Below are 21,560 nucleotides of genomic sequence, written 5' to 3'. Positions count from 1 at the left end.
CCACGACGGCGACCCGCGCATACGACTCCGCCCCCTCACCCGGTCCGGTGAGGGGGCGGAGTCGTATGCGCGGGAGCGGTCAGGAGGAGAAGCGGAGCGGGGTGAACGGCACCACCGAGGCGTGCGGGGCGGTGTCGGTGAGATAGGCGGCCATGCCCTCCGCGGTGACGGGCGCGAGCTGGACGCCCATGCGGAAGTGGCCGGAGGCCATGTAGACGTCGGGGACGGCCGTCGGGCCGATGACGGGCAGGTCGTCGGGAGATCCTGGGCGCAGCCCCGCGCTGATCTCGTCGAAGCGCAGGGAGCCCACGCCGGGTATCACCTTGGCGGCGCGGGCGATCAGCGCGCCGGTGCCCTCGGCGGTGGCGACCTCGTCGTAGCCCCGTTCCTCGTAGGTGGAGCCGATGACCAGTTCGCCGTCCGGACGGGGCACCAGGTAGAGGGACGAGCCCTTGGCGAAGGCCCGCGTCGTCACCTTGAGCAGCGCGGGGCTCGAGTGCAGGCGCAGGACCTGACCCTTGACAGGGCGGATCTCCGGGACCGCGCCGTCGGGAAGGCCTCCGATGTGGTGGGTCCAGCAACCGGCGGCCAGGACGAGGCGGTCGAAGGCCACCGCGTCGCCGTCGTCGAGGGTGACGGTGTGGTCACCGACCCGCACGACGCTGCGTCGGACGATGGTGCCGCCCAGGGCTTCGACGGCCGTGATCAACGCCGCGTTGAGCACGCGCGGGTCGATGGAGCCGTCGTCGGGGGACAGCAGGCCGCCGACGACCGGGGCCAGGTCCGGCTGGAACGCGTCGCACTCCTTTGGTGAGAGCCGCTGGGTGCGGATGCCGAGCGACTCCTGGAGGCCCTGCTGTCGTTCGAGGCTGCGCATGGAGTCCTCGTCGAAGGCGACGTCCAGCACGCCGTCGCGCCGGAAGCCGGCGGGGGCGAACTCCTCCAGCTCCGCCACGAAGGAGGGGTAGAGGTCGCGGGAGGTCATGCACAGGCGCAGGAGGTTCTCCTGGCCGATGAGCTGTTCGTGGCCGGGTGGCAGCATGCCCGCCGAGACGTGGGACGCCTTGCTGGCCGGGGCCGGGTCGATCACGGTGACGGTGACGCCTCGGCGCGCGGCCCGCCAGGCCGTGGCCAGGCCGATGACGCCACCACCTACGACGACGGTGTTCACGATGCGTTCTCCTGGAGAAGTCGCCGCAGATGGGAAGCCAGCCCTGCGGGTGTCGGATGGTCGAAGACGAGGGTCGCGGGCAGGGGCAGCCCGGTGCCGGCCGACAGGCGGCGGCTGAGTTCGAGGTTGCCGATGGAGTCCAGGCCGACGGCCCCGAACTCCCGGTCGGCGTCGATGTCCTCGAAGCTGTCGTAGCCGAGGACAGCGGCCGCGGACGCGCGGACGAAGTGCAGGGCCGCGCCGTCGCGCTCGTCCTCCGGCAGGTCGGCCAGGCGGAGGTTCAGCGCGTTGTCGGACGTGCCGGAGGGGGCGGGCGCCAGGTCGGCGAGGACCGGCGGGACGTGCCCGGTGAGTGCGGCCTCGTTCAGCCGCACGGGAGCGAGGACGGCCTCGTCGCCGGCGAGCGCCGCGTCGAAGAGGGCCAGTCCCTGGTCGTGTCCAAGCGGTGCGAAGCCGGAGCGCTTGATGCGGTTGAGGTCGGTGGTGGACAACTCGGAGCCCATCCCGTCCTCACTCTCCCACAGGCCCCAGGCGAGGGAGAGGCCCCGCAGGCCGAGGGTGCGGCGGTGGTGGGCCAGCGCGTCGAGGACGGAGTTGGCGGCGGCGTAGTTGGCCTGCCCCGAGTTGCCGACCAGCCCGGCGACGGACGAGAACATCAGGAACTGGCAGTCCGGGTCGCGGATCAGGTCGTGCAGGTGCAGCGCCGCGTCGACCTTGGGACGCAGGACCTGGTCGAGCCTGTGCGGGGTGAGGGTGTCGACGGTGGCGTCGGACAGCAGGCCCGCGGTGTGGATGACGGCGGAGGGCGCGGGGAAGTCCGCCAGGGCGCCTTCGAGCGACGACCGGTCGGTGACGTCGCAGGCCACCAGGTCGACGCGGGCGCCGAGCGCGGTGAGTTCGGTGTCCAGGTCGGCGGCGTTGGGGGCGTCCGGACCCCGGCGGCTGAGCAGGACGAGGTGCCGGACGTTGTGGCGGGTGACCAGGTGCCGGGCGAACAGGCGGCCCAGCGCCCCGGTGCCGCCGGTGATCACGACGGTTCCGGTGAGGCCGACGCGCCGGGACGGTGGCGGGCAGCGCACGAGACGGGGCCGGAACAGGGCGCCGTGGCGCACGGCGAGCTGGGGTTCTCCGGAGGCCGCCGCGGCGACCAGGGCACGGCCGGAGTCCTCGGGGTGGTCGACGTCGGCCAGGATGAAACGTCCGGGGTGTTCGGACTGGGCACTGCGCAGCAGGCCCCACACGGCCGCGCCCGGCAGGTCGGACAGGTCCTCCTGACTGCGGGACGCGACGGCACCGCTGCTGACCAGCAGGAGGCGGGAGTCGGCCAGGCGGTGGTCGGCCGACCACTCCTGTACGAGCATGAGGGCGCGCTGAGCTGCGGAGCGCACCGGCGAGTCCTGGTCCGTGCACGAGACCACGACCACGTCGGGAACGGACGCGCCTTCGCGGAGCGCGGTGTCCAGTGCGGCCAACGACGGGTAGGAGTCGAACGAGTGGCGGACGGACTTCAGCGCGCCGGTGACGCCGATGTGGTCGGTGCCGAGGAACGCCCAGTGCGTCCGGTGCGTGTCGGTGGGCAGCTGCTCGACGGTCTTCCAGGCGACGCGCAGCAGCCGGGTGCGCTGCGCGGCGGCGTCGAGCTGGTCGGCGGAGACGGCACGCCTGACGAGGGTGCCGACCGTGACGACAGGCTCGCCGTCGTCACCGGTGAGCGCCAGGGAGATGCCGTTCTCGTGGGGCACGGCGTGGACGTTGACGGTGCTGGCGCCCGCCCGGTGGAGGCGGATGCCCCGCAGCGCGAAGGGCAGGAACGTACCGCCCTCGCTGTCGAGGCCCGGTACCAGCGCGGCCTGCAGGGCGGCGTCGAACAGCGCCGGGTGCACGAGGTAGTCGTCGCCGCCGGTCCCGCCCTCCAGACCGGCCTCGGCGTAGACCTCCTCCCCGTGCGACCACACGGCCCGCAGGTTCCGGAAGGCCGGCCCGTACCGCAGGCCGCGCTCAGCCAGCCGGTCGTATATGTGCCCGGTGTCGACCTGCCGCGCTTCCTCGGGAAGCCCAGGCCTTTCCGTGCTGCTCATCGTCGCTTCCTCCGCGGTGGCCGGGCCGGATCAGTTCTCGGGCGGGTTGGTTATGGCGGCGGCGATCTCGCCGTGGCTCTCGCCGCCCTTCTCGTCCCAGTAGCGGCACCGGGTACGCAGCATGACCAGGGCGTCGCGCAGGTCGTTCCCGTCCCAGTCGGCGATGTCGACGATCTCGATCTGGCCGCGGAAGTCACGGCCGCTCATGGCGTTGCGGAACGTGCTCCTGAAGTCGGTGATGAACACGTCGGCGAGCTGGCGGACCCAGAACTGCTCCATGGTCCAGCGCGAGAACGGTTCGATCAGGGACTCCTTCACCGCCTTGGCCATCAGGTAGTAGGCCATCTGGTTGAAGCAGATGTTGAACTCGACCGAGTTGAAGTGCCCCGTGTCGTCGATGTAGCAGGACTCGGGGATCACGAAGGAGCAGTCGGCGCTGAGGAGGCCGCCGTCGCGGCCGTCGCCGCCGTGCAGGGTGACCGTGGCCGAGGTGAGGTACTCGCACCGCTTGGCCCGGTACGGGGTCAGCACGCGGTGCAGCAGTTCCTCGTCCGTGGGATAGACACGCCGGTCGGTGGCGTCGAGCAGCTGGGTCATGTCGGATCTCCTGATCCTCGCGCGGTACGGAGCAGTTCGGCCAGACTCATGTTCTGGATCGCCGCGGTGCGGTCCTCGGAGTCCCCCGTGTCGTCGGCCTGCTCCGGGTCCGTCTCCGGTTCGCCGAGCGCCAGTTCCTCCAGCAGGTGGCGGGTGAGGACGAGGGAGGTCGGGTGGTCGAAGACGAGGGTCGCGGGCAGGCGTTCCCCGACGGCCTCGCCGAGGCTGTTGCGGAAACGGACGGCAGCCAGGGAGTCGAAGCCCATGTCGCGGAACGACCGTTCCGCGTCGACCTCGTCGGCCTCGGCGAAGCCGAGGGTGGCGGCGGCCTGGGTGCGGACGAGGTCGAGCAGTGCCTGTTCCCGGCGGGCCGGGGTCAGACCGGCCAACCGGTCGCGCAGGCTCTCGGCGGGTTCGGGCGCGGTGTCGGTGGCCTCGACGACGCGCCGGGCCGGACCGCGCACCAGGTCCCGCATCAGGTACGGCACGTCCGCGCGGCGCTGACCGGTCAGGTCGAGCCGGACGGGCGCCAGGAAGGCCCGGTCGAGCGTTCCGGCGGCGTCGAGCAGCGCCAGGCCCTCGTCGGAGGCGATGGGCAGGACGCCGTCGCGCCGCATGCCGGCCACGTCGGACTCGTCCAGCGCGCCGGTCATGCCGCTGGCCTCCTCCCACAGTCCCCAGGCCAGCGACTGCGCGGGCAGTCCGTGGGCGCGCCGGTGGGCGGCGAGGCCGTCGAGGAAGGCGTTCGCGGCGGCGTAGTTGCCCTGTCCGGCGCCTCCGGTGACGCCGGCGGCGGACGAGAACAGCACGAACGCCGAGAGGTCCTGGCCGGCGGTCAGCTCGTGCAGGTTGAGCGCGGCGTCGACCTTCGGGCGCATCACCGCGGCCATTCTCCGCGGTGTCAGCGAGGAGATGATCCCGTCGTCGAGGATGCCCGCGGTGTGCACGACCCCGGCGAGGACGCGGTCCGCGAGTACGGTGGCCAGGGCGTCCCGGTCGGCGGCGTCGCAGGCGGCCACCTCCACGCGGGCGCCCAGCTCGGTGAGTTCGGCGGCCAGGGCGGCGGCGCCGGGTGCGTCGGGCCCGCGGCGGCTGGTGAGGAGCAGTTCGGTGACACCGTGGGCGGTGACCAGGTGGCGGGCCACCAGACTGCCCAGGGTGCCGGTGCCGCCCGTGACGAGCACGGTGCCGGGCCGGTCGCCGAAGACGGTGGAGGGGGTCGCGGACCCGGACCGGTCGTCGCTCACGCGGGTCAGGCGCGGGCGGTACGAGGTGCCGGAGCGCACGGCGATCTGCGCCTCGCCGGTCGCCGCCAGCGGGCCGGCGTCGACCGTGGCGTGGCCCGGGTCGCCGGGGTCCAGGTCGATCAGGACGATGCGCCCCGGGTTCTCCGTCTGGGCGCTGCGGACCAGTCCCCACACCGCCGCTCCGGCGAGGTCGGTGACGTCCTCGCCGCCGACCGGGACGGCGCCCCGTGTGACGACCGAGAGCACGGCGTCGTCACGGTCCTCCGCGAGCCAGGACTGGACGGTTTCCAGCACCGCGGTGGTCTCCGCGTGCACCGCCTCCGCGCTCGTGCCGCCCGCGCAGCGGTACACCACGGTCGGGGACGCGGCCGCGGCCGGCTCGACAGGGGTCCAGACGAGTTCGAACAGCGAGTCGTGGGTCCGGTCCGCGCGGACCGGCCCGCCGGCGGCCACCGGACGCAGGACGAGCGACTCGACGGAGGCCACGGGACGGCCCGTGGTGTCGGTCAGGCGAAGCGCGACCCCGTCCTCGCCGAGGCGGGTCGTCCGCAGCCTGAGGGCGGCGGCCCCGGCGGCGTGGAGGTCGATCCCCCTCCAGAGGAACGGGAGCGTGATCCGTCCGGCGTCGGCGTCGAGCAGCGCGGTGGCGTGCAGGGCCGCGTCGAGGGCAGCCGGGTGCAGCCCGTACCGTCCGGCGTCGGCGGCGGTCCGCTCGGGCAGCACGATGTCGGCGAGGACGTCGTCGCCGGACCGCCAGGCCGCGCGCATGCCCTGGAACGCGTTGCCGTACCGCAGGCCGTCGTCGGAGGCGGGGTCGTAGAAGCCGCTGAGGTCGACGGGCTCGGCGCCCGGCGGCGGCCAGGGAGTGGGCTCGTGGGCCGGCTCGGGGCCGGCCTCGGCGAGGATGCCCTGGGCGTGCCGTGTCCAGGCGGCGCCGGCGGGCGCGTCCTCGGGCCGTGAGTGGACCGACACGGTGCGCAGGTCCGCGTCGACGACCACCTGAACCGCGACGCCGCCGCGCTCCGGCAGGACGAGGGGTGTCTCCAGTACCAGTTCGTCCACGCGTCCCCTGCCGACCTCGTCACCGGCCCGTATGACCAGTTCGACGAAGCCGGAGCCGGGGAACAGTACGGTGCCGCCGAGGGCGTGGTCGGCCAGCCACGGCTGGGTGGAGAGCGACAGGCGGCCGGTGAGGAGCACTCCCCCCGCCCCGGCGACCGACACCGCGGCGCCCAGCAGCGGGTGGTCGGCGGACACCTGTCCGTTGGCCAGCGGGTCGCCGGTGTGTTCGGTGACCTCCAGCCAGTACCGCTTGCGCTGGAACGGGTAGGTCGGCAGGTCCACGCGCCGGGCACCGCTTCCGGCGAACCGAGTCTCCCAGTCGACGTCCACGCCCCGTACGTACGCCTCGGCCAGCGAGGTGAGGAACTTGTGCGGGCTGCCGTCCCTGCGGCGCAGGGTGCCGATGAGCGCGGCCGCCACGCCGGCCGACTCGGCGGTCTCACCGAGTCCGGCCAGCAGGCCGGGGTGCGGGCTGGCCTCGACGAAGATCTCGAAGCCGTCGTCCAGCAGGGCCCGGGTGGTCTCCTCGAACCGCACGGGCTGCCGCAGGTTGGTGTACCAGTACTCGGCGTCGAGGCCCGCGGTGTCCAGCGTGCCCGCGGTGACGGTGGAGTAGAACGGCACGGACGAGGTCCGCGGCGTCAGGCCGGCCAGCTCGGCGAGCAGCCGGCTGCGGATCTCCTCCACGAACACCGAGTGGGAGGCGTAGTCCACGGGGATGCGGCGGGCCTGGACGTTGTCGGTGTCCAGGCGGCTCCGCAGCTCGTCGAGAGCCTCCGGTTCGCCGCACACGACCACGGAGCCGGGACCGTTGACGACGGCCAGCTGGAGGCGGCCGTCCCAGTCGGCCAGGAGTTCGGCCGTGCGGTCGGCGGGCAGGGCCACGGACATCATGCCGCCCCGGCCCGCCAGGTCCTGGCGGATGATGCGGCTGCGCAGGGCGACGACGCGGGCGCCGTCCTCCAGCGACAGCGCGCCGGCGACGCAGGCCGCGGCGATCTCGCCCTGGGAGTGGCCGACGACGGCGGCCGGTTCGACGCCGGCGGCGCGCCACGCCTCGGCGAGGGACACCATCACCGCCCAGAGCACGGGCTGGACGACGTCGACGTCGTCCAGGGGCGGTGCGCCGGACGCGCCGTGCAGCACGTCGAGCAGGTTCCATTCGACGTGCGGTTCGAGGGCCTTGGCGCATTCGCCGAAGCGGGTCGCGAAGGCCGGGGAGTACGACAGCAGGTCCACTCCCATGCCCTGCCACTGCGAGCCCTGGCCGGGGAAGACGAACACCGCGCGCGGGTCGCCGCGTTGCACGCCCGCCACGACGGAGGCGGGCGACTTGCCGGCCGCGAGCGCGTCGAGCCCGGCCAGCAGGCCATCGCGGCCGGTGTCCACGATCACGGCCCGGTGCTCCAGGGCGGCCCGGCCGCGGGCGAGCGAGGCAGCGACGTCCAGTTCGTCCACGTCGTCGTGGGCCCGCAGGTGGGCGGCGATCCGTGCCGCCTGGGCGCGCAGTGCCTCGGCGGACGTCGCCGACACCGTCAGTGGCAGGGCCGGGGGCCGTTCGCCGCGCGGTTCCCGCGGTCCGGGTGGCGGCGCCTCCTCGATGACCACGTGGGCGTTGGTGCCGCTGACGCCGAACGAGGACACCGCGGCGCGGCGCGGGCGGCCGTGCGCCGGCCACTGCCTGGCCTCGCCGAGCAGTTCGACGGCGCCCTCGGTCCAGTCGATGTGCGGGGAGGGCGTGTCGGCGTGCAGGGTGCGGGGCAGCACGCCGTTGCGTATCGCCATCACCGTCTTGACCACGCCGGCGACGCCGGCGGCGGCCTGGGTGTGCCCGAGGTTGGACTTGACCGACCCGAGCCACAGCGGATCGCCGTTCGCGCGTTCCTGTCCGTACGTGGCCATCAGGGCCTGCGCCTCGATCGGGTCGCCGAGGGTGGTGCCGGTGCCGTGGCCCTCGACCGCGTCGATGTCGGCGAGGGTCAGGCCCGCGGAGGCCACGGCCTGCCGGATCACGCGTTGCTGGGCCGGGCCGTTGGGCGCGGACAGGCCGTTGGACGCGCCGTCCTGGTTGATCGCCGAGCCGCGGAGCACCGCGAGCACCGGATGTCCGGCGCGGCGTGCGTCCGACAGGCGTTCCAGCAGGAGCAGTCCCGCGCCCTCGCCCCAGCCGGTGCCGTCGGCCCCCGCGCCGTACGCCTTGCAGCGGCCGTCGGCGGCGAGTCCGCTCTGCAGACTCATCCCGACGAACGTCTCCGGTGTGGCCATCACGGTGACGCCGCCGGCGAGGGCGAGCGTGCACTCGCCCTGCCGCAGGGCCTGCATGGCCCAGTGCATGGCCACCAGGGAGGAGGAGCACGCGGTGTCGATGGTGACCGCGGGTCCGTGCAGTCCGAGGGTGTAGGCGATGCGGCCCGAGGCGACGCTGCCGAGGCCACCGCCGGCGGTGAAGCCCGCGAGGTCCTCGGGGACGGAGCCGGAGCGGGTGGACCAGTCGTGGTTCATGACACCGACGAACACGCCGGTGGAGCTGCCCTTCAGGGAGTGCGGGTCGAGGCCGCCCCGTTCGACGGCCTCCCAGGCGGTCTCCAGGAGTAGCCGGTGCTGGGGGTCCATCGCCTGGGCCTCCTTCGGGCTGATGCCGAAGAAGGTGGGGTCGAAGTCGGCGGCGTCGTGGAGGAAGCCGCCTTCGCGGGTGTAGGTGGTGCCGTGCTTGCCGGGCTCGGGGTCGTAGATCTCCTCGGTGTTCCAGCCCCGGTCGTCGGGGAAGGCGCTGATCGCGTCGGTGCCGTCGGCGACCAGCTGCCAGAGCTCCTGCGCCGAGGTCACTCCGCCCGGGTAGCGGCAGGCCATCGCCACGATCGCGATCGGCTCGTCCGCCGCGGCCCGCACGGTGGTCCGCGACGGGGCGGCGGCGGGGGTGGCACCGCTCACCTTGTCGAGCACGTGCTCGGTCAGGGCGCGAGGGGTGGGGTGGTCGAAGATGAGGGTGGAGGTCAACCGGAGCCCGGTGGCCGAGCCGAGCGCGTTGCGCAGTTCGACGGCGGCCAGGGAGTCGAGGCCGAGATCGGTGAAGGCGCGGCGGGGGTCGATCACGGAGCCGTTCCCGTGGCCGAGGACGGTGGCGATCTGGGTGCGGACGAGGTCGGAGACGATCCGTTCGCGTTCGGCGGCCGGCTTGCCGGCCAGCCGGTCGGCCAGCAGGCCGCCGGGGCCCCCCGCGGCCGCGGCGGCGGCGTGCCGGCGGGCGGGCGCGCGGACCAGGCCGCGCAGCACCGGCGGTATGCCCTCGGGACGGGCGCGCAGCGCGGCGGCCTCGATGCGCAGTGGCACCAGGGCCGGTTCGCCGGCGGTGAGGGCCTGGTCGAAGAGGGCGAGGTTCTCCTCGGTGCCCAGGGCGGGCAGGCCGGAGCGCTCGGCGCGACGCAGGGTCACCTCGTCCAGGCGGGCGCCCATGCCCGCGTCGCCCGCCCACAGGTTCCAGGCCAGGGACGTCGCCGCGAGGCCCTGAGCGGCGCGCCGGCCGGCCAACGCGTCGAGGAAGGCGTTGGCGGCGGCGTAGTTGCCCTGTCCCGGTGCCCCCAGGGCTCCGGCCGCGGACGAGAACAGCACGAACGCGGCCAGCGGGAGGTCGCGGGTCAGCTCGTGCAGGTGCCAGGCGCCGTCGGCCTTACCGCGGAAGACGGTGCGGACCTGCTCGGGCGTGAGTGTTCCGGCCAGTCCGTCGTCGACGACCCCGGCGCAGTGGACGACACCGGTCAGCGGGCGCCCTTCGGGAATCGTCGCGAGCAGGGCGGTCAGGGCCCCGCGGTCGGCGACGTCGCAGGCGGTGACGGTCGCTTCGGCGCCCAGTTCGGCGAGTTCGGCGGTCAGTTCGGCGACGCCGGGACTGTCCGGGCCGCGGCGCCCGGTGAGCAGCACGTGCTTGACACCGTGCCGGCGGACGAGGTGGCGGGCGACGAGGCCACCCAGGCCTCCGGTGCCGCCGGTGATGAGTACGGTGCCGTCCGGGTTCCAGTCGCCGGGCCGCGGGTCGTCCGGTACGGGTGTGCGGGCCAGCCGTGGTACGAGCACCGCGCCGTCACGCAGGGCCAGTTGCGGTTCCCCGCAGGACAGGGCGGCGCGCAGTTCGTGTTCGGGCACGTCGTGGTCCGCGCCGACCAGCACGAATCGTCCGGGGTTCTCGGCCTGTGCGGAGCGCACCAGGGCCCGGAGGGAGGCGAGTGCCGGGTCGTCCGGCGCGTCGCGCGTGACGATCGCCAGCCGGGTGTCGTCACGCAGCGCGTCCTGGATGAGCCGCAGGCCGTGCAGCGTCGCCGTCTGCGCCGCCTCGACCGGCGAACCGGGGAAGGCGGCCGGGACGAACGCCAGGTGGAACTCGCGGGCCGTGGCGTCCGGCTCGGAGGGGGCCTGGACGCTGGTCCATTCGAGGTGCAGCAGCGAGCCGTCCCGCGTGCCGGTCGGCCGTACGCCGTCCATCGCCACGGGCCGCTGGACGAGCGAGCGGACGGTGGCGACCGGTGCGCCGGTGGCGTCCGCGAGTTCGACGGAGACCTCGTCCGGGGCGGTCCGGACGAGGTGGACGCGTACGTCCGTGGCGCCGGCGGCGTGCAGTTCGACGCCGCGCCAGGCGAACGGGAGACGCACCTGGCCCTCGTCCTCGGGCCCCTCGGCGGCGTGCAGGGTGGCGTCCAGCAGGGCCGGGTGCAGGCCGAACCGCTCGCCGCCCGCGTCGTCCAGGGCGGCTTCGGCGAAGACCTCGTCCCCACGCCGCCAGGCGGCCCGGACACGCTGGAACGCCGGTCCGTAGCCGTATCCCTGAGCGATGTGGCGCTCGTAGAGTCCGGTGACGTCGATCGGCTCGGCGTCGGCCGGCGGCCACTGGGTGAACACGGACGTGTCGGCCGCGGGGCCCGGGCCGTGCTCGGCGAGCACTCCGCTGGCGTGCCGGGTCCAGTTCTCCTCGCTCTGCGCGGGGCGGGAGTGAATCTCGACGGTGCGGCGGCCCGTCGTGTCGAGTGCGCCGACGACGACCTGGATCTCCGCACCGGAGTCCGTGGTCAGCGCCAGCGGTGTCTCCAGGGTGAGTTCCTCCACCGCGGCACAGCCCGCCTCGTCGCCTGCCCGGACGGCCAGTTCGACCAGTCCGGTGCCGGGTACGAGGACGACCCCCGCGATGACGTGGTCGGCCAGCCACGGCTGCGACCGGGTGGACAGCCGGCCCGTCAGGACCAGGGTGTCGGTGCCCGCGAGGCTGACGGCGGTGTCGAGCATCGGGTGCCCGATCGTGCCCGGTGTGTTCCCGGCGTCCAGCCAGTAGCGCTTGCGCTGGAACGCATAGGTGGGCAGCGGGATTCGGCGGGCGCCCCGGCCGTCGAAGAAGCGGTCCCAGTCGACGGACAGGCCGTGGGCGTGCGCCAGGCCGAGCGCGGTGACGGCCTGGTGCTCCTCGTCGTGCCCGTCGCGCAGCAGCGTGGCGAACGCGGCGTCGGCGCCGTCGTCGGTGAGGCAGTCGCGTCCCATCGCCGACAGGACGGCGTCGGGTCCCAGTTCCACGTAGGTGGTGACGCCGTTGGACTCCAGCCAGCTCATGCCGTCGGCGAACCGCACCGGCTCGCGCACGTGCCGCACCCAGTAGTCGGCGTCGAAGCCGGTGACGGGTTCGCCGGTCAGGTTGGACACGACGGGGATGCGCGGCGGCAGATAGGTGAGGGTCTCGGCGACCCGGCGGAAGCCGTCGAGCATCGGGGCCATCAGCGGCGAGTGGAAGGCGTGCGAGACCCGCAGGCGCTTCGTCTTGCGTCCCTGCTCGGCGAAGCGGGCCGCGACGGCGAGGACGGCCTCCTCCTCTCCGGAGAGCACGATCGCGGACGGCCCGTTGACGGCGGCGATGCCCACCCGTTCGGTCAGGTACGGGGCGGCCTCCGTCTCCCGCGCCTGCACGGCGACCATGGCGCCCCCCTCGGGGAGCTCGTCCATCAGCGTGCCGCGGGCGCCGACCAGCAGGGCGGCGTCGGCGAGGTTCATGACCCCCGCGACGTGCGCGGCGGCGATCTCGCCGATGGAGTGCCCGGCGAGCAAGCCCGGCGTGACGCCCCAGGACTCCAGCAGCCGGAACAGGGCCACCTCGACGGCGAAGAGAGCGGCCTGCGCGTACCGGGTCCGGTTCAGCAGGGCGGCCCGCGGTGAGCCGGGTTCGGCGAACAGCACCTCGCCCAGGGGTTCGTCGAGGTGGAGGTCGAGGTGGTCGGCGGCCTCCTGCAGCGCCTGCGCGAACACCGGGAAGGCGCGCACGAGTTCGCGGCCCATGCCGGGGCGCTGGCTGCCCTGGCCGGTGAACAGGAACGCGGTCCGGCCCGTGGCCGGCGTCGTTCCGGTGTGCAGTCCGGGTGCGGTGGTGCCGGTGGCGAGGGCGGTCAGGGCGCGGCGCAGCTCCTCGCGGTCGGCCGCGACGACGGTGGCGCGGTCGCGCAGCGCGGCACGCGTGGTGGCTGCCGAGTACGCGACGTCCAGCGGGGACGCCTCGTCGACGGTCCGCAGGAGCCGCTCGGCCTGGCCGCGCAGCGCTGCCTCGCCCTGGGCCGACAGGACGATCGGCACGGGGCGGTCGGCCGCGGGCGCGGGCGCGGCGGCCTCCGCGCTCTCGGCGACGGCGACGGGCGGTTCCTCGATGATGACGTGGGCGTTGGTGCCGCTGGCGCCGAACGAGGAGACGCCGGCCCGGCGCGGCGCGTCCGCGGCCTGCCAGGGAACGGGCTCCGTCAGGATCCGGACGGTGCCCTGCGACCAGTCGACGTGCGGGGTCGGCTCGTCCACGTGCAGGGTGCGGGGCAGCGTGCCGTTGCGCATCGCCTGGACCATCTTGATGATCCCGGCGGCTCCCGCCGCCGCGCCGGTGTGCCCGATGTTGGACTTCACCGATCCCAGCCACAGAGGCTTCTTTGGTGAGCGTCCGCGCCCGTAGGCGGCGACCAGTGCCTGGCCCTCGATGGGGTCGCCGAGCATGGTTCCGGTGCCGTGCGCCTCGACCGCGTCGACCTCGTCGGCGGTCAGGCCCGCGTCGGCGAGGGCCTGGCGGATGACGCGCTGCTGGGCCAGGCCGTTGGGGGCGGACAGGCCGTTGGAGGCGCCGTCCTGGTTGATGGCGGTTCCGCGGATGACGGCCAGCACCTGGAGTCCGTCACGCCGCGCGTCCGCGAGGCGGGTCAGGACGAAGACGCCCGCGCCCTCGGCGAAGGAGGTGCCGTCCGCCCCGGCGGCGAACGCCTTGATCCGTCCGTCGGGGGCCAGGCCGCGCTGGCGGCTGAACGTGGTGAACGTGCCGGGGCTGGAGATCACGGTGACGCCGCCCGCGAGCGCCAGTGCGCACTCGCCGCGCTGCAGAGCCCGGACGGCCAGGTGGAGTGCGGTGAGCGAGCCCGAGCAGGCGGTGTCGACGGTGAGCGTCGGCCCTTCCAGGCCGAGCGTGTAGGCGACGCGGCCGGACACGACGCTGGGCAGGTTGCCGCCCAGGACGTAGCCGTCGAGGCCGTCCGGGGCCTCGTGCGTGCGGGGCCCGTACTCGTGCGGCTCCACGCCGATGAACACGCCCGACATGGTGCCGCGCAGGCGGCCCGGATCGATGCCGGCGCGTTCGATCGCCTCCCAGGTGGTCTCCAGCAGCAGCCGCTGCTGGGGATCCATGGCCAGCGCCTCTTTGGGATTGATCTGGAAGAAGTCCGCGTCGAAGTCGGCGGCGTCCGGCAGGAATCCGCCGCGCCGCACGTAGCTGGCGCCGGTCACCGACGGGTCGGGGTCGTAGAGACGGTCGAGGTCCCAGCCCCGGTCGTCGGGGAAGTCGGTGAGCACGTGCGTGCCGTCGGCCAGGAGCCGCCACAGGTCCTCGGGCGAGGTGACCCCGCCCGGATAGCGGCAACCGATCCCGACGATCGCGATCGGCTCGTCGAACACCGTGGGCGGCGCGGACGCCGCGGTGTCGTCGGATTCGCCCGGCTCGGCGGTGCCGTGCACCACCTCCGCCAGGTGGCGGGCCAGGGCCGTCGGCGTCGGGTGGTCGAAGCCGACGGTGACGGGCAGCTCCACCCCCAGCTCGGTGGTGAGCCGCCGGTGCAGCTGGACCAGGCCCAGCGAGTCCAGGCCGCCCGCGAGGAACGGGCGGTCGGCCGCCACGCCGGTGGTCCCGTCCCCGTAGGCGTCGGGGTCGGCGGCCCGCAGCACGGCCGCGGCCTGCGCCAGGACCAGTTCCAGCATCGCGGCCCTTGACTGCTCGGTCATGTGCATACTCCGCAACGAAGAAGAGGCGTGGAGGCCATCGGGGCGGTCAGGACGTCGCGAGAGTGGTGAGGACCGCGCGGTCGACCTTCCCGTTGACGGTCAGCGGGAACTCGCCCACCGCGTGCAGCCGGTGGGGCACCATGTAGCCGGGCAGTCCGGCGCGGCAGAACGCGATGACATCCTTGGTGGCCGCCCCGGGACCGTCGGGGGCGTGGGTGACGAACGCGTGCAGCAGCGGGTCGCCGTCCTCGCGCGGCACCATCATGGCGACCGCGCCGGTGACGCCCGGGAAATCGCTGATGCGGCGCTCGACCTCGCCCAGTTCGACGCGGTTGCCGCGGATCTGCACCTGGGAGTCGGCACGGCCGTGGAAGTACAGCTCGCCCTCGGCCCCCATGGAGGCCAGGTCGCCGGTCTTGAAGACCCGCTGTCCCGACCTGGGGTCGATCGGGTCGGGGACGACGACGGCGTTCGTGGCCTTGGGGTCTCCCCAGTAGCCGGAGAACAGCGACGGGGTGCGCAGGTAGATCTCGCCGAGCACCCCGGGCTCGTCCACGGCGCCGTCGGGTCCGACGAGCATCATCTCCGCGCCGGCGACGGCGTAGCCGATCGACAGGCGTTCGGTCTCGGGGGGCAGCGGGTTGGGCACCTCGGTGAGGGACGCGGCCATCGTCTCGGTGGCCCCGTAGCCGTTGGTGAAGCGGACCTTCGGCAGCAGGGCCTGAAGGCGCCTCAGCTCGTCCAGCGGGAAGCTCTCCCCCGAGAACGCGATGCGGCGCAGGGTGCCCTCCTCGCCGAGTTCGGCCAGCAGGCCGGGCTCGTGCCGCAGCGACGGGCGCCAGGCCGAAGGGACGGCGTCGACCTGGGTCGTCCCGGTCTCCCGCAGGTACGACAGGAAGCGGCGGGGCCAGTTGAGCCGGTCGCGGGGCACGGGCACCAGGGCGGCACCGTGGCTGAGGGCGAGGCCGATGTCGACCAGCGCGAAGTCGAACTGGAACGGCGCCGTTCCGGCCACCCGGTCCTCGGACGTGATGAGTTCCGCGGCCTCCGCGCCCCGCAGGAACGCGATGACCCCGCGGTGGCTCATGACCACGCCCTTTGGCCTGCCCGTCGTGCCCGAGGTGAAGGTGATGTACGCGGCGTCGACGGGCGTCACCGTGCGACGGCGGCGGACGCGCGGCACGGGCGGACGCTCCACGGTGAGGCCGTCGGGGCCGAACCGGCCCGTGCCGACCGGCTCGGGGATGCCGCTTCGCTGCCCGCGCACGGACTGCAGGTACAGCGCGGGTTCGGCGCTGTCGATGATCGTCAGGAGCCGCTCGTCGGGCGCCTCGGGGCTTGCCGGGACGAATGTCAGTCCGAGGGTGGCACAGGCCAGCAGAGCCGCCACGGCATCGGCGTCGGTGTCGGACTCCAGGATGACGCGGTCGCCGACGTCGAGTCCGAGGGCGTCGAGTGCGGCGGCGTAGCGGTCGGTACGCCGTTCCAGCTCGCCGTACGTGATCGTCTCCAGCGCCCCGTCGGCCGCTGCCTGGATGACGGCCGGCCGGCCGGGTCCCTTCCGGGCGGCGGCCAGCAGATATGTCCGCAGGTTGTCCACCGATGCGTGCGCCCGAGCCGGACGCGCTCCATTCGGACTCATGCGCCACCTTCCATTCGGCGTTTTCAGCCAATGCCAGGCTTTTTCTAGCAGGGTGCTTTTACGCCACACAAGGATCTCTGTCCGATCACCGGCGATCTAGGGGGCCATAGGGGTTATGCCGGCACGGGGGGAGCCGACAAGAATGACCGGAAACAGTAGGGTCGAGCAGCCTGCCTTTCGAGACACAGGCCACGAGCGCGACAAACAGGGAGGGCGAGAATATGTCGGCGATTGTCTTTCCCGGAATCGGCCCGACACGGTTCGCTGAATTGGCACGGTTCCTGGTGGCCCATCCCGTGGCACGCCGGTTCGTCGCCGAGGCGGACCGGGCACTGGGGCATTCCCTGGTGGACCGGTACCGGGAGGCCGAGGCCCGGGGCGACCAGGGGGCGTTCCCCGAGTCGACGCGGCTCGTCTTCCTGGTCTCCTGCCTGGCACTGGCCGAGTGCGCGGTCGCCGAGCAGGACGCCGCGCCGGTGGCGTGCGCCGGCGCCAGTTTCGGCGGCATAGCGGCGGCGGTGCAGTCCGGGGCGCTGCCGTTCTCCGAGGCCGTGACGATGACCGTCGACTGGGGCCGCCGCGTGGACGCCTACTTCGCCCGCGAGCACCGCGACATCGTCACCCAGTCGTTCGCGCGCGTCCCGCCCGACCGGCTCGCCGAGATCCGCGCCGAGCTGGACGCGCGCGGCGAGTGGAACGAGGTGGCCTGCCACGTCGACCACGACTTCCACATGCTGTCGGTGCGCGAGGGCACGGTGGACTGGCTGGAGGGACGGCTGCGGGCGGCAGGCGGTCTGCCCCTGTACGTCATGCGGCCGCCGATGCACTCGGCGCTCTTCGAGGAGCTGCGGGAGGAGATCGCGACCGAGGTCGTCGCGGACGTCCCGTTCTCCGATCCCGGGACCGTCGTCGTGTCGGACCACGACGGGTCACTGGTGCGGACCGCGGACGGCGTACGGTCGCTGCTGCTGGACGCGGTGACGCACACGGTGCGGTGGCCGGCGGTCGCGGAGACACTCAAGGGCCTCGGCGTCGAGCGGGTGCACGTGGCCGGGCACGACGCGCTGTGGGGCCGGGTGGAGGTCATGACCGACGCGTTCGAGGTCGTGGCGGTGCGACCGGACACGGCTATGCGACCGCGCCGGCGCAGCACGATCGCATAGCCCGGACGGAACCCGGATCAGCGCATGGCCGACAGGGTTTTCCAGAGGGTCTCCGGAGTGGCGAAATTGCCGAGGTCGAGGGCATCGTCGACAAAACGCACGCCGTACGTGGACTCCAACGAGGACAGCATCGCGACCATTCCCATGGAATCGAGTCCGTGATCCCGCAGGCTCAGATCGGCGGTGAGCTCGTCCCCCGATTCCAGTAGAGGAAGATTTTTTCGCAGGAGTTTCTCGAAGGAATCGTCCCACATACGCGCTCCCGTATTTTGGCCGGTGTTCAGAAAATAGTCGACGTCGCGGCCAACGTAAACCTCGCGCCGTGCGGGTCGGCACCCCTATCCACCCCTTTTCTTCCTGCGGAGGAAGAACAATGATCGAATCAGCCGTCTCCGGACGCGGCCTGCACGAACGATTTCTGCGCGGCCTGGAGCTGTCACCCGGCCGGACCGCGATCCGCGTGGACGCCGAGAGCCTGACGTACGAGGCGATGCACGAACTGGCGTTGCGCCGGGCGGGGGCCCTGCTGGCCGGGGCGCCGCGCAGCGTCGCCGTGCTGGCGGACAAGAGCCTGTCCGCGTACGTCGGGATCCTTGCGGCGCTGTACGCCGGCGTCACGGTCGTGCCGCTCAATCCACGATTCCCGGCCGAACGCACCCGCCGGATGCTCACCGCGGCCGGCGTCTCCACGGTCATCGCCGATCCGGTGGGCCGGGCCGCGCTCGCGGAGACCGGACTGGACCTGCCCGTCCTGGACGAGTCCGCGCCCGGCCCCGCGCTCGACGCGCCGGTGGCCGTCCGGCCGTCCGACACCGCGTACGTGCTCTTCACGTCGGGCTCGACGGGCCGTCCCAAGGGCGTGCCGATCACGCACGCGTCCAACGAGCACTATTTCGATCTGCTGGAACGGCGCTACGACTTCGGTCCCGAGGACGTGTTCTGCCAGAACGTCGGCCTCAACTTCGACTGCGCGATGTTCGAGCTCTTCTGCGCCTGGGGCCACGGGGCCCCGGTGCACGCCATCCCGCCGGCGGCCCATCGGGACCTGCCGGCGTTCTTCGCCGAACGGCGGATGACCGTGTGGTTCTCCACCCCCAGCGGCATCTCCTTCGTCCGGCGGATGGGCGGCCTGACCCCGGGGGCGATGCCCACCCTGCGGTGGAGCTTCTTCGCGGGCGAGGCGCTGCTGTGCGAGGACGCAGCCGCCTGGCAGGCCGCCGCGCCCCAGTCGAAGATCGAGAACCTGTACGGGCCGACCGAGCTGACCGTGACCATCACCGGGCACCGCTGGTCGCCGGAGACCTCACCGGATCTCGCGGTGAACGGCGTCGTCCCGATCGGCCGGGTGCACGACGGCCACGACCACCTGCTGCTGGACGAGGGCACCGAGTCGGCGACGGAGGGCGAACTGTGCATCACCGGGCCGCAGATGACACCCGGGTACCTGGACCCGGGGGACGACCGGGGCCGGTTCCTGGAGCGCGACGGCCGTAGCTGGTACCGGACGGGCGACCGCGTGCGACGCCTGGACGACGGTGAGCTGGTCTATCTGGGCCGCCTGGACGCCCAGGTGCAGATCCAGGGCTTCCGGGTCGAGCTGGCCGAGGTCGACCACGTCGTCCGGCAGTGCCCGGGCGTCCAGAACGCGGCCGCCGTGACCCGCCCGGCACCGGGCGGCGGGCTGGAACTCGTCCTGTACTACACCGGTGACCGCGTCCCGCCGGCGACGCTGCGCCGCGCGCTGTCCGCCCACCTACCCGATCCCATGGTGCCCAGGGCGTTCCTGCACGTGGCGGAGTTCCCGCTGAACTCCAACCACAAGGTGGACCGGGCCCGGCTGGCCCGCGAGGCGGCCGCGATGTCAGACGGCCGCCCCTGACCCGAAGTGCCGGGCGTCCTCCACGACCGTCCGCAACGCCTCGGCGAGCGATTCGCCCGTCGAGGCGTGCTCGGGGTCGACGACCCACTGCATCATCACGCCACTCAGCAGGGCGTGGTAGAACTGCCCGACCGCGGCCTCAGTGCGCTCCGGCAGTTCACGGCCGCCCCAGAGGAGTTCGACGAGGCCTTTCTGCGCCTGCTGCTGCGCCTCGACGAAGAAGCTGCGGACCTCGGGCACATGGTCACGCTGGGAGACCGCGTCGAACTGGGCCCCCCACACCGGGCGGTGCCGCTCGAACAGCTCGATCACCCGGGCCCAGACCACCTCGAACCGCGCGATCGGGTCGTCGGGCAGATCTCCCACGTCGGCCAGGGCCCGCTTCAGCTCCTGGACCCACTCCTCCAGCGCCTCCATGATCGCGGCGTTGAGCAGTGCCTCCTTGGTGCCGTAGTGGTACCCGATCGAGGCCAGGTTGGCGCCGGACGCCTCGACGATGTCCCGCGCGGTGGTACGGGCGTACCCCTTCTCGTACAGACAGCTCTTCGCGCCGGCCAGCAGATCCTCTCGGTGTCCCATGTCCGGGATTCTAGCGGCCCGGCAGGAAACGTCTTACACACATGTCTTAGACAGGCGTCTTAAACAGAATCTGACATAGACAGATTACCTATACAAATCTAGAGTCGGTGTCATGAACCCCGAACGCGCGACCTTGAAGGAGTGGGTCGGCCTCGCCGTCCTCGTGCTCGCGGTCCTGATGATGTCGATGGACACGACCGTGCTGTACTTCGCGCTGCCGTTCCTCGGTGCCTCCCTGGAGCCCAGTGCCACACAGCAGCTGTGGATCGTGGACATCTACGCGTTCATGCTCGCGGGACTGCTGATCAGCATGGGCACCCTCGGCGACCACATCGGCCGTCGACGGCTGCTGATGATCGGCGCGTTGGTGTTCGGCGCCTCGTCCTTCGCCGCCGCCTACGCGAGCAGCGCCGAGTTGCTGATCCTCGCGCGAGCCGTCCTGGGCATGTCCGGGGCCGTGCTCGCGCCCTCCACCCTCGCTCTGATCCGCAACATGTTCCGCGATCCCACCCAGCGCCGTACGGCCATCGCGGTGTGGACGGCCGGCCTCTCCGGCGGCGCCGCTCTGGGCCCGATCGTGTCGGGACTCCTGCTGGAGCAGTTCTGGTGGGGCTCGATCTTCCTGATCAACATCCCGGTCGCGGTCCTGATCCTGGTGGTCGGCCCCATGCTTCTGCCGGAGCACCGCGACCCACGACCCGGCCGCTTCGACTTCCTCGGCGCCTTCCTGTCCCTCGGCGCCATGCTGCCGGTCGTCTACGGCATCAAGGAACTCGCCGACGACGGCTTCGCCTGGAAGTACGCGGCCGTCACGGCCGCCGGTGTCGCGGTGGGCGTGCTGTTCATCTGGCGTCAGCGCACGGCCCCGAATCCGCTGATCGACCTGAGTCTGTTCCGGGACCGTGGGTTCAGCGCGTCCATCGGCGTCAATATGGTGGCCCTGTTCGCAATGGTCGGCTTCCTGCTCTTCGCCACTCAGTGGATTCAACTGGTCTACGGACTCAGCCCGCTGGAGGCCGGGCTGTGGACCCTGCCCGCGCCGTTGGCGGTCGCGGTGACGACCTCGGTGGCCGCCATACTGGCCAAGACGGTCCGCCCCGGCTACATCATCGGTGCCGGCATGCTGATCGCGGCAGGCGGTTTCGCCATCCTGACGCAGCTGCGCGCCGATTCGAGCCTGGCCGTCGCGGTGACCGGCGCGAGCGTCATGTCGGCCGGGGTGGGCATGGCGATCCCCCTGACCGCCGACCTGATCGTCTCCGCGGCTCCACCGGAGCGCGTCGGCGCGGCCGCCGCGCTGCCCGAGACCAGCAACCAGCTCGGTGGCGCGCTGGGCGTGGCGATCCTCGGCAGCATCGGTGCCGCTGTCTACACCCGTGATGTCGCCGACGCGACGGCGGGGCTACCGCCCGAGGCCGCCGAGGCCGCCGAGGGTTCGCTCGGCGGCGCCACGGAAGTGGCCCAGCACCTGCCCGCGGAGGCGGGCCGGGCTCTCGTGGACGCGGCCGGGGAGGCGTTCACCGACGGCATGACCATCGCCGCCGCGGTGGGCGCCGTCGTCATGCTGACGGGTGCCGCCGCGGCCGCGCTGCTCATGCGCCACGTCCGCACTCCCGGCGCCGAGCCGACGTCGAAAACACAGCCGAAGGGCGACCGCGTCTCCGCCCCGAGCTCCGAATGAGGGCCGCCCCTGCGTGACGATCGCGCGGGGACCCTCGCGTCACGGATGGTACGGGCCGGTCGGCGGCCGGGGGCTCGGTGGGAGCGTGGCGTAGCCGGTCGGGCCCATGACGCCGCGGTGCTCGGGGGCGGAGGCCGGCTCGGTCTCGGGGAAGGTGTCGAGCGGTGCCGGAAAGAGCTCGGCGGCCCCC

The 21,560-nt window shown here is 72.9% G+C and carries 10 protein-coding genes; 3 read left to right on the top strand and 7 right to left on the bottom strand.

Going from position 1 to position 21,560, the window contains the following annotated elements; genetic code table 11:
- Positions 1-79: 79 nt before the first annotated feature.
- From thiO to ACH4NX_RS37655, 5 genes are read right to left on the bottom strand one after another with little or no spacing between them, the layout of a single operon-like run.
- Positions 80-1,171, bottom strand: coding sequence for a glycine oxidase ThiO (gene thiO / locus ACH4NX_RS37675; protein WP_398130324.1), 1,092 nt, complete (start codon positions 1,169-1,171; stop codon positions 80-82).
- Entirely contained in the window at positions 1,168-3,249 is a 2,082-nt protein-coding gene (locus ACH4NX_RS37670; protein ID WP_398130325.1) for a type I polyketide synthase, read from the bottom strand. Before ACH4NX_RS37670 ends, thiO begins: the two co-directional genes overlap by 4 nt.
- 30 nt (positions 3,250-3,279) lie before the next feature.
- Positions 3,280-3,846 (bottom strand): FcoT family thioesterase, encoded by a 567-nt coding sequence (locus ACH4NX_RS37665; RefSeq protein ID WP_351400759.1) that lies wholly within the window; start codon positions 3,844-3,846, stop codon positions 3,280-3,282.
- Entirely contained in the window at positions 3,843-14,426 is a 10,584-nt protein-coding gene (locus ACH4NX_RS37660) for an SDR family NAD(P)-dependent oxidoreductase (RefSeq protein WP_398130326.1), read from the bottom strand. The genes ACH4NX_RS37665 and ACH4NX_RS37660 overlap by 4 nt, the downstream gene beginning before the upstream one ends.
- A gap of 46 nt (positions 14,427-14,472) precedes the next feature.
- Complete coding sequence (locus ACH4NX_RS37655) at positions 14,473-16,068, bottom strand: AMP-binding protein (protein WP_398130327.1); 1,596 nt, start codon at positions 16,066-16,068, stop codon at positions 14,473-14,475.
- A 269-nt stretch (positions 16,069-16,337) separates the two neighbouring features.
- Between ACH4NX_RS37655 and ACH4NX_RS37650 the strand changes: the two genes are divergently transcribed.
- Entirely contained in the window at positions 16,338-17,231 is an 894-nt protein-coding gene (locus ACH4NX_RS37650; protein WP_398130328.1) for an ACP S-malonyltransferase, read from the top strand.
- 17 nt (positions 17,232-17,248) lie between these two features.
- On the opposite strand, the gene ACH4NX_RS37645 is transcribed toward ACH4NX_RS37650, so the two are convergent.
- On the bottom strand, positions 17,249-17,485 hold the full coding sequence (locus ACH4NX_RS37645; protein WP_351400763.1) for an acyl carrier protein: 237 nt from the start codon (positions 17,483-17,485) through the stop codon (positions 17,249-17,251).
- A 119-nt stretch (positions 17,486-17,604) separates the two neighbouring features.
- Here ACH4NX_RS37645 and ACH4NX_RS37640 point away from each other — a divergent pair, with 119 nt between their 5' ends.
- Positions 17,605-19,110 carry an AMP-binding protein gene (locus tag ACH4NX_RS37640; RefSeq protein ID WP_398130329.1) on the top strand — a complete coding sequence of 502 codons (1,506 nt, stop codon included), beginning with the start codon at positions 17,605-17,607 and terminating at the stop codon, positions 19,108-19,110.
- Here ACH4NX_RS37640 and ACH4NX_RS37635 read toward each other — a convergent pair.
- A complete protein-coding gene (locus ACH4NX_RS37635; protein WP_351400765.1) occupies positions 19,093-19,689 on the bottom strand; it encodes a TetR/AcrR family transcriptional regulator in 597 nt (198 codons plus the stop codon). The genes ACH4NX_RS37640 and ACH4NX_RS37635 overlap by 18 nt on opposite strands.
- Before the next feature lie 112 nt (positions 19,690-19,801).
- On the opposite strand from ACH4NX_RS37635, the gene ACH4NX_RS37630 reads away from it, so the two are divergent.
- On the top strand, positions 19,802-21,370 hold the full coding sequence (locus ACH4NX_RS37630; RefSeq protein ID WP_398130330.1) for an MFS transporter: 1,569 nt from the start codon (positions 19,802-19,804) through the stop codon (positions 21,368-21,370).
- Positions 21,371-21,560: the final 190 nt, after the last annotated feature.

The organism is Streptomyces sp. NPDC017225 (assembly GCF_044331465.1).
GTDB lineage: Bacteria > Actinomycetota > Actinomycetes > Streptomycetales > Streptomycetaceae > Streptomyces.
The sequence above is the reverse complement of the archived record's forward strand: the minus strand, read 5'-3'. Positions and strand labels throughout refer to the sequence as shown.

Bases quoted from the DNA above. Each gene is read 5' to 3' on its own strand.
- ACH4NX_RS37670 (WP_398130325.1), bottom strand. From the start codon at position 3,249: ATGAGCAGCACGGAAAGGCCTGGGCTTCCCGAGGAAGCGCGGCAGGTC.
- ACH4NX_RS37665 (WP_351400759.1), bottom strand. From the start codon at position 3,846: ATGACCCAGCTGCTCGACGCCACCGACCGGCGTGTCTATCCCACGGAC.
- ACH4NX_RS37660 (WP_398130326.1), bottom strand. From the start codon at position 14,426: ATGACCGAGCAGTCAAGGGCCGCGATGCTGGAACTGGTCCTGGCGCAG.
- ACH4NX_RS37655 (WP_398130327.1), bottom strand. From the start codon at position 16,068: ATGAGTCCGAATGGAGCGCGTCCGGCTCGGGCGCACGCATCGGTGGAC.
- ACH4NX_RS37645 (WP_351400763.1), bottom strand. From the start codon at position 17,485: ATGTGGGACGATTCCTTCGAGAAACTCCTGCGAAAAAATCTTCCTCTA.
- ACH4NX_RS37640 (WP_398130329.1), top strand. From the start codon at position 17,605: ATGATCGAATCAGCCGTCTCCGGACGCGGCCTGCACGAACGATTTCTG.
- ACH4NX_RS37635 (WP_351400765.1), bottom strand. From the start codon at position 19,689: ATGGGACACCGAGAGGATCTGCTGGCCGGCGCGAAGAGCTGTCTGTAC.
- ACH4NX_RS37630 (WP_398130330.1), top strand. From the start codon at position 19,802: ATGAACCCCGAACGCGCGACCTTGAAGGAGTGGGTCGGCCTCGCCGTC.